This window comes from Dickeya chrysanthemi NCPPB 402, assembly GCF_000406105.1.
In the GTDB taxonomy this organism is placed as follows: Bacteria; Pseudomonadota; Gammaproteobacteria; order Enterobacterales; family Enterobacteriaceae; genus Dickeya; species Dickeya chrysanthemi.
In genome coordinates this window covers 4,083,647-4,097,429 of record NZ_CM001974.1, presented here as the reverse complement: position 1 = coordinate 4,097,429, position 13,783 = coordinate 4,083,647, and the positions used below count along the sequence as shown (strand labels likewise).

Sequence of the window (13,783 nt, the reverse complement as noted above, 5' to 3'; positions counted from 1 at the left end):
TGTCTCCCGGTATAGCGGGAAACATGATGATCTGCCGATGCTCCTCTACCCTCAGCGGAGACCCGGAGAGGCTACTCGCAGGATGGGCTGGGCGTATCTGCCCGAGAGGGTGCCAGCCTGCGCCGCAGGCCAATCAGTAACCCGATGCCGGCCAGCAGCGAGAGCGCGATGGCAATATACATAAATCGGGTCAGCGGCCAGTCATAATGGTCGGACAAAAACAGAAATACCCCCATCAGCGGCAGCACCGACTGGTTCAGCGTCAGAATCAGCGACGAGGTGCTGGCCAGATGCTCGTAAGGGATCAGCGTCAGGCGCAACGTACGCATGATATTACCGGTAAACACCTTACCGGCAATGCCCAGCGCGTAGAACGTCAGAAACGGCCCCAGTTGGTTGAGCGTGGTGGTCAGCAGCAGCGAGGCGATGACAATCAACCCTATCCCTATCGTCAACAGCGCTTCGCGACTCAGACGATTGAGGGCCGCACCATAAATCAGCGTGGATAAAAATCCTGCCACACCGGCGCAGATATCAATGAAACCAAAATATTTCACTGATAATCCCATGTTATTTTCAATCAGGGCGGCACCGCTGGATTCGACTAATCCATCAAACATATTATTTCCCAGCGCCAGGGCGATCATGAAAATAATAAATGGATTTTTCAGAATTATCAGTAAAGGGAATAATCTCGTTTTTTCCGAACTCGGTGGCCTGATTTTATTTTTCGGTGAAAAATCCGGTGTAAAATTAAACAAACGAGAGGTAAGGAAATAATAGGCATTGCATAAATAGAGTGTCGCCGCGATGTACAACAGCGTCAGAAAACCGTATTCATATAACAACATGCCCACCAGCGGCCCCAGCACCATGCCCAGCAAATCTAACCGGCTCAACAGATTGGCATCCCGATCGATATGACGGCTGTAGGCGGCGATCAGCTTTTCCACGGCGGTAATGGTTTGCGCATTGCCGATGGACACGCCGGCACCCAGCAACCCGCAGGTGAGTGCCAGTATCAGTGGTTGTTCGGCAAAATTCAGCACCAGACAGAGCAGCAGGCAACCGAACGCTTTGATCGCATCTGAAGCGATAGAAACAGGGCGAACGCCCAGACGGTCAATCAATACGCCGAGTGCCGGCGTCAAGACAATTCGCGGTAACCACCATAACATGTAAGACAAACCGGAATAGGTCAGGCTTTGCGTTTCAGCATAGACCAGTACCGGAATAAGGAACACCATCAGGCCATCAGCGATAAACACCAATGTGAGAAAAAATAGCAAAACCGGACTCATGGGATAAATACCCCTGACAGTATTACCCGCCATACTGCAAGTGTCGGGTACATCGGCTTTCCTTGCCTATCCTGGGCACATGTTCCTACGCCAGGGGATGAGCTGCGTTGCCGCTGTCCTGCTGCTTGAATTATTGGGGGTATATCAGGTCATGTTTTGTAAATTAAAAAAATGACGTAAGCGGAGATAAAAAATAAACGCTACGACACCGTATATACCCAAAATAATTCGAGTTGCAGGAAGGCGGCAAGAGAGAGAATCCCGATGAGCTTACTCAGGTAAGTGATTCGGGTGAACGAACGCAGCCAACGCACCTGCAACTTGAAGTATGACGGGTATAAGCACCTAAATATAATAATGTGTGGCCGAGAAAGTAAATGTTTATTTATTGACAAAACGGGTAATAAACATTTTTTATCTCAATAATTTTACCGCTTATTATCAATATCGAAGAGCAGCGCTGAGCGTATCCGTCATGTTGCTGTCATGACTTTTTGGTTATGCTTTGATGACAGACAGGGATTGACGCAGGAGAAAAGTACGGTATGGATTTACTCGGTTTTGAACAGGCTCTTAGTCAATACGTGGCCCGACATCTGGCGGACTCCGTGGATAGCGCGCATGACCATCATCATCTGGTGCGGGTGGCGAATAGCGCCCGGCGAATCCAGCAGCAGGAAGGCGGCGATTTGCGGGTGATTATCGCCGCGGCGTACCTGCATGACATCGTGCTGGTTCCGAAGAATCATCCTGATCGTAGCCGGGCGTCGCGTATGGCGGCGCAAGAGGCTGTGCGTATTCTGTCGCAGGATTTTCCCGACTTTCCCCACTCGCTGCATCCGGCGCTGTGTCATGCCGTCGAGGCGCACAGTTTTAGCGCCGGTATAACCGCGCAAACGCTGGAAGCGAAAATCGTACAGGATGCCGATCGGCTCGACTCGCTGGGTGCGTTAGGGTTGGCGCGGGTGTTTTATGTCGCGGGCATGATGGGTCGCTCGTTGTTTGATCCGCAGGATTTGTTTGCCTGCGAGCGTGAGCCGGATGATCGTCTCTACACGCTGGATCATTTTCGCATCAAGCTGATGAAATTGCCGGAAACCATGAACACGGCAGAGGGCAAACGTATCGCTGAAGCCAACGCGTCCTGGCTGGTGGATTTTCTTGCCAAGTTGTCCGGGGAAGTCGGTGGCGATCCGACGCGGCTGGATCCGCAGGTTCGGGAGTACTTTAGCGCCTGGCATCCCTGGTTGGCCTGATACGGTTGCGGGTAATCCCGGCGTCTTTTTTCTGTCTCTGTGATGCAACGCGGCGGCGATGTAACGTAGAGCGGCAGGGATCACGTCATATTATGTCAAATCATGCTATCGATAAGCGAAACTATTCAGTCAGAGGGATGGATGGATGGGCGCGCTGTCGCATGGTGATGATAAACCCACAGGCAACCAAAGCCTGCTGCGGGGATTTTTGCTGCTGGAAATTTTAAGCAATTACCCTAACGGTTGCCCGCTGGCGCATTTGGCCGGGCTGGCCCAGCTTAATAAAAGCACGGTGCATCGCCTGCTACAGGGGTTGCAGGCATGTGGCTACGTGACCCCGGCGCCGGCGGCGGGCAGTTATCGTTTAACCACCCGATTTATTGCCGTTGGGCAGACGTCGCTGGCGCCGCCCGCGGTGCTTCGGTTGATTGCGCCGTCTTTGCAGGCGTTGAATGCAGTGACCGGGGAAACCGTCAATTTCTCCAGGCGCGACGGTGATTACGGCATTCTGATCCACAAGTTGGAACCGACTATCGGTATGTTGCGCACCCGTGCTTATCTGGGGCAGCAGATGACGTTATTCAGCTCGGCGATGGGGAAACTGTTTCTGGCCGACGACAGTGAAGAGGCGTTCTTTTCGTACTGGGGCCGCCATTACCCGCACATCCGTAAACTGACCCCTTATACCATTACCGACCCTGGACACATGAAGCGGGAACTGGAAGATGTTCGTCAGCGTGGGGTGGCGTTTGATCGGGAAGAGCATGAGGTTGGCGTCTCTTGCATCGCCGCCCCGGTATTTGATGCGCGTCAGCGGGTGAAGTACGCCATTTCATTATCGCTCTCTTCGGTCAAGCTCTGCCAAATCGACGAAGATACCTTGTTGACGCCATTACGTCAGACGGCGGAAGCACTCTCTCAGGCGTTGAAAACCCTGCCTAATGACGAGTGAATATTCTCATGCCTTGTGGCAGAGCATAACGGAACACACCGGGTAAAACAGGGTGAGATAAAGACGGGCCGTCATGTGACGGCCCGTTTGTTTACGTCAGTTAAGACGGAATGCGGATTGCTGATGTGCTAACTGTTGAGGTGCTAACTGGAAGAAACGAACCGAGTCGCGCAACTGCTCGCCCTGTTCCGTCATGGACTGGGCGGCGGTGGCGGCTTGCTCAACCAACGCGGCGTTCTGCTGCGTCACGCGGTCCATCTGGTCGATGGCGACGCTGATTTCCTTAATCCCCTGATGCTGCTCGTTGGACGCCATCGAGATTTCCGCCACGATATCCGTCACCTTGGTGACCGACGAGACGATCTCTTCCATCGCCTGGCTGGCGGTATCGGCATGACGTGAACCATCGGTAATTTTTTCTACCGTGCCTTCGATCAGCGTTTTGATCTCTTTGGCGGCGTTGGCGCTCTTCTGCGCCAGATTACGCACTTCTCCGGCGACGACGGCGAATCCTTTGCCTTGCTCACCGGCACGGGCCGCTTCCACGGCGGCATTGAGCGCCAGAATGTTGGTCTGGAAAGCGATGCCTTCAATCACCGAAATGATATCGACGATCTTCTGCGAACTGTCGGAGATTTCATGCATACGCTTGAGCATGTCGTCTACCACGTTACCGCCGTGCACAGCCGTTTGCGACGTCTGGCGCGCCAGTTCGCTCGCCTGATGGGCGTTGTCGGCATTACGTTTTACGGTTTCGGTAATCTGCTGCATGTTGGACGATGTTTGCACCAGTGACGCGGCCTGCTCTTCGGTGCGTTGCGACAGGTCGCTGTTGCCTTGGGCTATCTCGCTGGCCGCCAGTGAGATGGATTCGCTGCCGTTTACGATAGCGTGAATGATAGCCGCCAGCTTTTCATTCATGTTTTTTATCGTTGCCAGCAAGCTCTGGGTATCGCCCGCACGCAGATTGATCAGGGTGTTGAGGTTGCCGGCGGCAATCTGGTTCATGATGTCGACGGCATACGCCGGCTCACCACCCAACTGGTGGGACAGGTTACGGGCGATCAGCGTAGCGATAACGCCGGTTGCGATCATCGCCAGCAGTAACAAGCCGACCAGGGTATAAAATGCGCTGCGATACCCCTCATCCGATGCGGCCGCCGCCTGATCGCCGCTGGCGATTTCCATCTCCACCAGTTTCGCCAGATCTTTCATCAATTGGGAACGGTACTTAGAGGAAACTGCACCGCTAATTTTACTGGCTTCGTCCAGTTTTGCCGCGTTGACCGCCTCAATGACTTTGGCGTTCACATCGACGAAATTCTTAAAGTTGTCGGTTATCTGGCTGAATAAGGCTTGTTTATCCTGCGTGTCGTTTTTCACCAATTTGGCGTAATTTGCCTGCGCGGTTAAAAATATATCCTGATTCTGCAACAGTTCCTTGCGGTGGCCTTCTCGTTCATCCGGTGTTTGTGAGGAGATGTATTGAATTTGCTGCAGACGCAATTCGGACAAGACGCCGCGCATCTCCAGCGTGTAGCGCACCCCCGGCAGGCGATTGTCGCGATAATCTTTGATGCGCTCGTTGTTGGCGCCGAGTTGATAAATAGAGACTGCGCCAATAAATAGCATCATAACGATCAGTATGGAAAATCCGAACAGCAGCTTGGAAAAGACAGTTAATTGCGAGAATTTTTTCATCATGGTGTTCTTGGCAAGGGAAAGTATCTTTAATTAACGGCATGGTAATTCAAAAATTTATTCCCTTCATAGGGGCAAGTCGTCATTTTGATGAATTGTTTTTTATTTTTGGAACAGCGGTTTTGTGACGATAGTGTGTGACTTTTTACTGTTTCTGTGAATAAAGAAAATGTCAGCGGGGTGAGATAATTAAAAAAGAAACGATTCGTTAACGATGCGATTTCATAAAAATAATCATCGCAGGGTGATGAGCGTTAATTATCGCGGCGGTTGTGCCTGAATGTGGTTGTGTTCCGCATCATGGCGGGACACAACCTGTATACCCGTCATACTTCAAGTTGCAGATGTGTTGGCTTTATTACTCGGCCCCTCCCTGGGCCTCGCCCTTTCAGGGCCGCAGCCAGCTGCGTTCAAATCTGCTCCCGGCAGATTTGTCGCTCACCCCAGTCACTTACTTGAGTAAGCTCCTGGGGGTTCACTCAGTTGCCGTCTTCCTGCAACTCGAATTATTTTGGGTATATATTATGCCAGATGAAAAACCTCTTTCAGTTCGGCGCTGACCGGGCTGTTATCCGGATTGGCGGGCATCACCTCTTTCATGTATTTCCACCAGCGCTGGCAGGCATCGGTCTGGGCGATGGCATTCCAGCGTGTTTCCGATTCGATTTCCACATACGCGAATAACAGGTTGCGCGTCGGGTCGAGGAATATGCTGTAACTGTGCGCGCCGTGTGCTTTTAATTCCGCTTCCAGCTCAGGCCAGATCGGGTTGTGGCGACGCTGATATTCGTCGTGACTCTCAGGAAAAACCTGCATTACCAATGCTTTTCTCAACATGTTTGTCATCCTGTGGCGCATCATCGGGCACAACAACGCGCGTTTATACCCGTCATACTTCAAGTTGCAGGTGTGTTGGCTTTATTACTCGGCCCATCCCTGGGCCTCGCCCTTTCAGGGCCGCAGCCAACTGCGTTCAAATCTGCTCCCGGCAGATTTGTCGCTCACCCCAGTCACTTACTTGAGTAAGCGCCTGGGGGTTCACTCAGTTGCCGCGTTACAAGGCTCTAATGAGCCTTGCCCTAAAGGGCCAACGCGTTGCGTTGTTCAAAACGCAGCGCGTTTTGTCCTGCAACTCGAATTATTTGGGGTATATACCCAGCGGGAAACATCCTTGAGTCCCATGCCGACAGCGTGCGACAACCCGGTTTCACCTGTCATCACCATTACTGTTGAGCCCGGCGGTCGCTGCTGCCGGCATGGTATTCTGCGGGGCGGCGTGCCTATCCGTTATGGCGCGCTATCGCCAATGCCTTACGCCGCCGATTATCCGGCATGGTGTAAGGCGGCGGCCATCGGTGTAACCCCAAAGCGCTGGCCGAGTGCGATCAGTTCCTCGGTCGAGATGGTCTGTTTTTTCCCGCCCATCGAGCGCACTTTGACCATCACTTCCGCCGATTTCTCCGCGGTGTCGATCAGGCCGAAGGCATCATCCAGCGAGGGGCCGGTGCCGAAAATACCGTGGAACGGCCACAAGACCAGCGAGTGGTGTTGCATTTGTTCGGCCGTCGCATCGCCGATGGCATCCGTACCCGGCACCATCCACGGGACGATCCCTACGCCGTCCGGGAATACGACCAGGCATTCGGTACTGCCTTCCCACAGTTCACGGGTGAAGGCGGCGCTGTTCAGTTCCAGCACATAGCTCAGCGCGATCAGGTTGGTGGCGTGGCAATGCATGATCACCCGATCCCGCCCGCCGCTGACCTTCATACGCACGATGTGCGACTGGAAATGGGCCGCCAGCTCCGAGGTCGGCAGGCCGCCGTGGGTCAGCCCCCAGAAAATACGGTAACCGCGGCCGTCGGCATCCACCTGCAACAGCACCAGATTGTCCGTCGGGTCCAGTTGTACGTTACGGAAGAACTTGCCGGACCCGGTGACGATAAACCAGCAGCCTGCCAATTCCGGCATGGGCTGAGACAGCGCTTCATGGCGCGGTTGCGGATAGAAATCGCTTTCAAACGGCGTCACGTCGTCTGTGGTCAGGCGCAGGCTGATGTTGCCGCCGTTGCGCTCATCCCAGCCTTTAAGCCACATATCGCTGGTGGCTTTGATCATTCCCTGTACAAACCAGGAGGAGAGAATTGATTGCATGATGAATCCTTAAACGTTGACAGATTAACGCTGACAGAGAACGGTGTTTTCGTAGTGACGAACGGATTGCAGCCAGTCGCTGCCGGGCGTGACGTCATGCTGCTGGCAGTAGTGTTCCCATACCGCCTGCCACGGCAGCGATTTCTGCTCTTCCAGCAGCGCCAGCCGGGCGGTGTAGTCGCCGTTTTGTTCCAGCGTGCGCAGGGTTTCGGTTGGTTCCAGCAGTGCGCGCAGCAACGCTTTTTTCATGTTGCGGGTGCCGATAACCCAGGCGGCGATACGGTTGATGGAGGCGTCGAAGAAGTCCAGCCCGATGTGTACCCGATCAAACAGGTTATGACGCACGATTTCATGGGCGATGGCCTGAGTTTCGTCATCCAGCAACACCACATGGTCGCTGTCCCAGCGTACCGGGCGGCTAACGTGCAGCAACAGGCGCGGCACAAACAGGCTAGCGCTGGAGATCTTGTCGGAAATCACTTCGGTGGGATGGAAGTGGCCGGCATCCAGACAGAGCGCCGTCTGGCGACTGGTGGCGTACCCCATGTAAAACTCGCCGGAACCGACGGTAAAACTTTCCGCGCCTAATCCGAACAGTTTGCTCTCTACGGCATCGATATGGTGGGCCGGATCCAGTTTTTCGGCGATCACTTCGTCCAGTGACGCCAGCAACCGCTGACGAAACGCCAGCCGATCGACGGTCAGGTCTTTCATGCCGTCCGGGATCCAGATATTCATGACCGAGGCGGTGCCTAACTCACGACCAAACCAGGCGGAAATACGGCGGCTGGCCTGGCAATGTTCAATCCAGAAACGACGCACGTTTTCATCCGGATGCGACAAGGTAAAGCCGTCGCTGCTGAGCGGATGCGAAAAACAGGTTGGGTTAAAATCCAGTCCCAGTTGGTGTTCTTTGGCCCACGCTACCCAATTGCTGAAGTGCTGTGGTTCGATGGCATTACGCGCTACCGGCGTTGCTGATTCCAGATAGATGGCGTGCAGATTGAGGCGTTTCGGGCCGGGGATTTGGCGAAATGCCTGCTCCAGGTCGGCGCGTAATTCGGTGGCGTTGCGCGCTTTGCCGGGATAATTGCCGGTCGCCTGAATACCGCCGGTCAACGCACCGCTGCCGTGTTCAAAACCGGCCACATCATCGCCCTGCCAGCAGTGGATGGAGACCGGAATTTGATCGAGCTGGCGCAGTGCGGCATCCACATCGATATTCAGTCGGGCATAACGTTCTCTGGCCAGACGCCAGGCGGTTTCTATCGCGGTATTCATACGGTGAGCTCCTCGTTAATCTGACACAGCGCCTGAAAGCGGCGCCAGTGATCAGCAAAATCACAATTCTGTCGGGGGACGAAAGTTTGCAGCGGTATGTTGTCGGTCAGCAGACGGCGGAAGGCTTCCTGGTCCGCCACGGCGCCCTCTGCTATCAGCTGGCAGCCGATATTACCGAGGGTGGAGGCTTCAACCGGGCCGGCCAGCACCGGCACCTGGCAGACGTCTGCACACAGTTGGTTCAGCAGGCTGTTGCGGCTGCCGCCGCCGACCACATGTAAATGGCGTAACGGCGCGCCGCGCAGCACACCCAGCGTCAGCAAGCCCTGACGGTAAGACAGCGCCAGGCTATCCAGAATGCAGCGCACCAGCGCCGCGGTGCCAACGGGTTGCGGCTGGCCGTGTTCACGGCAGAGTTCGAGCAGGGCGTCGCTCATGGAGGGCGGATTAATCAGCCGCTCGTCGTTCGGGTTAATCAGGCTGACAAACCCCGGCTGCGCGGCGGCCTCATCAAGCAACGCCGGCAGATCCGTGACTTGCTGCTCCTGACAGACCCGCTGCAACAGCCAGAGCCCCATAATATTTTTCAGTACCCGGTAGCGGCCGCCGACGCCGCCTTCATTGGTGATGTTGGCGGCCAGCGCTGCCGGGCCGGTCAGCGGTTCGCGGCTTTCTATGCCTATCAGCGACCAGGTGCCGGAGCTGAGATAAGCGCTGTCTGCATCGGTCAGCGGGGCGGCGACGACCGCACTGGCGGTATCATGCGTGGCGACGGTCACGACCGGTACGGCACGACCGCTGGGCGCCACCCAGTCACCGACTCGCTGGCCCGGCTGATGCGGCGTAGCGAGCCAGTTGGGCGGCACGCCGAGATAATCCAGCAGGCCGTGGTCCCAGTCGCCGCTGTGTAGATTCAGTAATTGCGTGGTACTGGCGTTGGTGTATTCGCACGCCATTTGGCCGGTCAACCGGTAGTGGAAATAGTCCGGGATCATCAACAAATGGGCTATCTGCCCCCAGACCTCCGGTTCTTGCCGGCGCAGTGCCCGCAGTTGGTAGAGGGTGTTGAACGGCAAAAACTGAATGCCGGTTTGTCGGTAAAGGCGTTCGCGGCCCAGTTCGGCGATAACCTGCGCCATCTGACCGTCGGTACGATGGTCACGGTACGAGTAGCTTAGGCCCAGCCGGTTACCCTGCCGGTCCAGCGGCACCATGTCTACTCCCCAGCTATCGATGCCGATGCTGACCGGGTGAATGCCGCGAGCATCGACGACCTCAAGCCCGTGTCTAATCTGGCTCTCCAGCTCGTCCAGATCCCACAGGTGATGCCCCTGCCACTGCCGTAGCGGGTTACTGAAACGGTGAATTTCCTCCAGCGCCAACTGGCGGGTTTCGGTCTCCAGCGACGCCAGCATCACTCGTCCGCTGGATGCGCCAAGATCGACTGCCACATAATACCTGACCGCCATTGCCGTTCTCTCCGTGGTAATTAGGGTGTGTTGGTGACGATAGTCGGCAGTGTAGGAAAGTTGGGGCGGCGGTACCTTTGGGTGAGTGCCATCTGAAAAATGGGGTTGGCAAAATGGCAAAGTTGACTGTGAAGCAGTTCACGATTTGTGGAGATAGTCGCTGGATAAGCGCCTTGGCGACGGCGGCAAATGCTTGTGATCCTAACCACATTTCAGTGATTTAACGGCTGGATCTTGAAAAAATAACCTCGCGGCGGCAATGTCGCGGCGCTATTTTAAGGCGCAGGGGCTTCCCTTCTGATTACTATCCTGACAGGCGGATCAGTCAGGCGGAAGGGGGAAAGACGACATGACACAACTTCATGGCGAAGAGTTTTTTGCTTCACAGGCGGCGACGGTAGCCGTGGAACCCCGGATGCCGCAGGGCGCATTTCCCGAACATTATCATGACTTCTGGGAAATCGTGCTGGTGGAACAAGGCGCCGGTGTGCACGTGTTCAACGATCAACCCTTCGCGTTATGCAGCGGGGCGGTGTTTTTCGTACGGGACAACGATCGTCATCTGTTTGAGCAGGTGGAAGAGCTGCATCTGACCAATGTGTTGTATCGGTCGCCGCGCGGTTTCCGCTTTTTGTCGGATATTGCGCCGTTTCTGCCGTATGGCGCGAATGGCGAGTGGCTGGGGCAATGGCAGTTGAATGCCGCGACTCAGCAACAAGTCAAACAGCTGATTTTGCAACTGGCGGCGCTGGCGCATCGCGACCGACCGGAAGATATCGCAACCAGCGAAAGCCTGTTCCTGCAGATCCTGGTTCTGTTGCGGCAAAAGAGTTTCCAGACGCAGGGCGACGGCAGTGAACTCCTGGGGATTCAGGCGTTGCTGGGCTGGTTGCAGCATAACTATTGCGAAGAGGTGGATTGGGAAACGCTGGCGGATCGTTTTTCATTGTCGTTGCGTACGTTGCACCGGCAGGTGAAGCAGCGCACCGGTATGACGCCGCAACGCTATCTGAACCGTTTGCGTTTACTGGAAGCGCGGCGTCGGTTGCAGCACAGCGATGACTCGATTACCACCATCGCCCATGATTGCGGTTTCAGTGACAGTAATCACTTCTCCACCCAGTTCCGCAAAGCCTTTTCGCTGGCCCCTAAAGCGTTGCGCCATCAGGCGCTGTGTGAGGACTAAGAGCCTATCCCATTAGGCGTTATTGGCGCAGCCAGTTTGGGCACAGACAGCGCGCAGAACCCGGAGCGTACACGTAGTACGTGAGGATTTCGAGCACTGCCCAGGGCCAAAATGGCAAGTGAAATAGCCCTACTGGGATAGGCTCTAACGTGACAGGGGCGACAGGCTGTGCCATCCCGCGGGTTGAAGTTACGAACGGAAGATTACTTTCTTACCGATAAAAACACGGTCACGGTGGCGGAGCGCAGCCCGCAGCCGGCGTTTCCGTTGCATCATCACGATTTCGACGAGCTGGTGATTGTCTGGCGCGGCAATGGTCTGCACCTGTGGAATGACGTGCCTTACCGCATCACCTGCGGCGATCTGTTTTATGTCTCCGCCCGCGATCGTCACAGCTACGAATCGGTGCATGATTTGGAGCTGGACAACATCCTCTATATCCGAGATCGCCTGACGCTGCCTACCGACTGGCAAAACCTGTTGCCCGGCGGCGAGGTGCCGCAGCAGCAGCGTTACTGGCGTCTGGCGACCCACAGCATGGATACGCTGCGCGACAAAGTGGAAAATCTGGCGCAAGAGTGCATGAAGTCGGACCCGCTGTCGCTACAGCTCAGCGAAGTGCTGCTGTTGCAGATTGCGCTGCTGGCGCTGCGTTATCGCTACGCGCCGGAAAGCACCCAACTGGCGGATGCCCAGCAACTGGACCTATTGATGAATGCGCTACGCGCCAGTATCGCCCGGCCGTTTCGGCTGGAGGATTTCTGCCAGTTGCACGGCCTCAGTATGCGTAGCCTGCGTAGTCGCTTCAAACAACAGACCGGCATGAGCGTAGCGCAGTATTTGCGTCAGTTGCGGCTGTGTCGGGCGATGGAATTACTGCGCCACAACCGGCAAACCATCAGTGAAGTGGCGGCCGAATGCGGTTTTGACGACAGCAATTATTTTTCCGTGGTATTCCATCAGGCGTTCGGCGTTACCCCCAGCGGTTACCGGCAGCGTTTTCAGGCCGGCGGCAAGGTGTGAAGGTAGGGGGGAGGTTATTATTATTTCGATAAAGGCTGACGTGTTGAACGCGAGGTGCGGTAATAACGCCAGAGTTTTATGATCGCTACATAAGCGAGCGTAGCGGCGATCAGATCGATAATTGACATCACCGTGATGTAGAACAATTCAGGGTCTTTCCAGCCCACGTTTTCTGATAGTGTTACTAACAGATCGGTTTATTTCCGAGTCAGTGGGACAGGGTAAGTATGGACATAGCGAATAGCCAGAAGGAATAAAGCAATAAATAGGAGTTTCTTTAGAGTATAATGGAAGATTTTTTTAGATTTAATAGTCATCTTGATGATGTTGTTAAATAATGTGGTTTTAATAAAAATCATAAATTTCCATCAATTTTTGTTTTGTTATTATATCGTTGCCATGTTTTCATGATTAAGATATAGGCCGCTATTGTGGTTATCAGCTCAATAATCAACATGGACGAGATATAAAGATCTTCTGGATCACGAATACCTAATGCGGCAGACAACTTGAAAAGCAGCGTAACCTGCTCTTTGGGCATAGGGATCGGGTAAGTGTGCACATAACGTACCGAGAGAAAAAATAAGACAATAAATAGTAGAGTTTTTATCATCCTGTGAATAAACGTGGTCATCGGCAATTTTTTATTTTCTGATGAATATTTCATCGATTGATAGTATTTCCATGCTCTTATACTTAACCCGTATAGCGCTACGGTGAGCATCATATTAATCATTAACACCGCCAGCAGATAGAACCATTCCGGATCGCTAAATCCCAGATAGTTGGCAACGGTGACAAGCTGATCGGTCATGCTGCGGGTAAAGATTATCGGGTAGGGATGAATATACCGTAGTGATAGGTAATAAAGGACGAAAAATAACAACGTCTTAAATACTCTACGGGCAAGTGTTGCCATGAGCTACCACCTCGATGATTCCATAAGCCTCAAGACCTGTATTATGTATGGATTGTTTTTTTGTCCTTAACAAGGCAGCCCGAATAGTAGCAAAATCAGAGTAATGCCGTAGAGTTATGCATCCAAGAGATATTCCACGACCACCAACAGGATGTAATCGGAAATTTACTCTTCTTACTCCATTAATCCAAGTATAATCATCGATTTGGCCATCATGACGGTATAAACCAAACCACTCACTATGATTTGACGGAGTACCGGTAATAGTATTCCATTGGTCTTTGAGCCATGTCCACGATTGAGAGCGGATACCTCCGGTTGGCCTATCAACTATCCAGTATCGCCCTTCGGGAATCGGGCCTGCTTCAGGTACGGCTGTACATCCTCCTCGGTTACGATAAATTTCATCGCCAGAAAACGCCATAAACGTCCCCACACCCAACAACGTTAATGGTGAGTAGTCAGCATTGTTGACGATAAACTTTCCTTGCAACGCCATAGAATTCCTTTTTCAGATGTATGGTCTATTTTGGTGAGTTAA

The 13,783-nt window shown here is 53.9% G+C and carries 12 protein-coding genes; 4 read left to right on the top strand and 8 right to left on the bottom strand.

Annotated elements, in window-relative coordinates; genetic code table 11:
* Positions 1-71: 71 nt before the first annotated feature.
* Complete coding sequence (locus tag DCH402_RS18080) at positions 72-1,301, bottom strand: MFS transporter (RefSeq protein WP_040002629.1); 1,230 nt, start codon at positions 1,299-1,301, stop codon at positions 72-74.
* Positions 1,302-1,846: 545 nt separating this feature from the next.
* Between DCH402_RS18080 and DCH402_RS18075 the strand changes: the two genes are divergently transcribed.
* On the top strand, positions 1,847-2,557 hold the full coding sequence (locus DCH402_RS18075; RefSeq protein ID WP_040002627.1) for a phosphohydrolase: 711 nt from the start codon (positions 1,847-1,849) through the stop codon (positions 2,555-2,557).
* A 145-nt stretch (positions 2,558-2,702) separates the two neighbouring features.
* Positions 2,703-3,509, top strand: coding sequence for an IclR family transcriptional regulator (locus tag DCH402_RS18070; protein WP_040002626.1), 807 nt, complete (start codon positions 2,703-2,705; stop codon positions 3,507-3,509).
* A gap of 96 nt (positions 3,510-3,605) precedes the next feature.
* On the opposite strand, the gene DCH402_RS18065 is transcribed toward DCH402_RS18070, so the two are convergent.
* From DCH402_RS18065 to rhaB, 5 genes are all read right to left on the bottom strand, one after another.
* The gene (locus DCH402_RS18065; protein WP_040002625.1) at positions 3,606-5,210 is read right to left on the bottom strand and encodes a methyl-accepting chemotaxis protein; all 1,605 of its coding nucleotides are present in this window, start codon (positions 5,208-5,210) and stop codon (positions 3,606-3,608) included.
* Between the two features lie 522 nt (positions 5,211-5,732).
* Positions 5,733-6,047, bottom strand: a complete 315-nt coding sequence (gene rhaM / locus DCH402_RS18060; RefSeq protein ID WP_040002623.1) for an L-rhamnose mutarotase — start codon at positions 6,045-6,047, stop codon at positions 5,733-5,735.
* Positions 6,048-6,533: 486 nt separating this feature from the next.
* On the bottom strand, positions 6,534-7,364 hold the full coding sequence (rhaD, locus tag DCH402_RS18055) for a rhamnulose-1-phosphate aldolase (RefSeq protein WP_040002622.1): 831 nt from the start codon (positions 7,362-7,364) through the stop codon (positions 6,534-6,536).
* Between the two features lie 24 nt (positions 7,365-7,388).
* Positions 7,389-8,645, bottom strand: a complete 1,257-nt coding sequence (locus DCH402_RS18050; RefSeq protein ID WP_015847933.1) for an L-rhamnose isomerase — start codon at positions 8,643-8,645, stop codon at positions 7,389-7,391.
* Positions 8,642-10,114, bottom strand: coding sequence for a rhamnulokinase (rhaB, locus tag DCH402_RS18045; protein ID WP_040002621.1), 1,473 nt, complete (start codon positions 10,112-10,114; stop codon positions 8,642-8,644). Before rhaB ends, DCH402_RS18050 begins: the two co-directional genes overlap by 4 nt.
* A 349-nt stretch (positions 10,115-10,463) precedes the next feature.
* On the opposite strand from rhaB, the gene rhaS reads away from it, so the two are divergent.
* Together rhaS and rhaR are read left to right on the top strand one after the other, a co-directional pair.
* On the top strand, positions 10,464-11,300 hold the full coding sequence (rhaS, locus tag DCH402_RS18040; protein WP_015847931.1) for an HTH-type transcriptional activator RhaS: 837 nt from the start codon (positions 10,464-10,466) through the stop codon (positions 11,298-11,300).
* 168 nt (positions 11,301-11,468) lie between these two features.
* Positions 11,469-12,323 (top strand): HTH-type transcriptional activator RhaR, encoded by an 855-nt coding sequence (rhaR, locus tag DCH402_RS18035; protein ID WP_040002619.1) that lies wholly within the window; start codon positions 11,469-11,471, stop codon positions 12,321-12,323.
* Between the two features lie 355 nt (positions 12,324-12,678).
* Here rhaR and DCH402_RS23205 read toward each other — a convergent pair whose 3' ends face one another.
* Together DCH402_RS23205 and DCH402_RS21715 are read right to left on the bottom strand one after the other, a co-directional pair.
* A complete protein-coding gene (locus tag DCH402_RS23205) occupies positions 12,679-13,242 on the bottom strand; it encodes a hypothetical protein (protein WP_226053158.1) in 564 nt (187 codons plus the stop codon).
* Positions 13,223-13,741 (bottom strand): DUF2778 domain-containing protein, encoded by a 519-nt coding sequence (locus DCH402_RS21715; RefSeq protein WP_071604738.1) that lies wholly within the window; start codon positions 13,739-13,741, stop codon positions 13,223-13,225. The genes DCH402_RS23205 and DCH402_RS21715 overlap by 20 nt, the downstream gene beginning before the upstream one ends.
* Positions 13,742-13,783 lie beyond the last annotated feature (42 nt).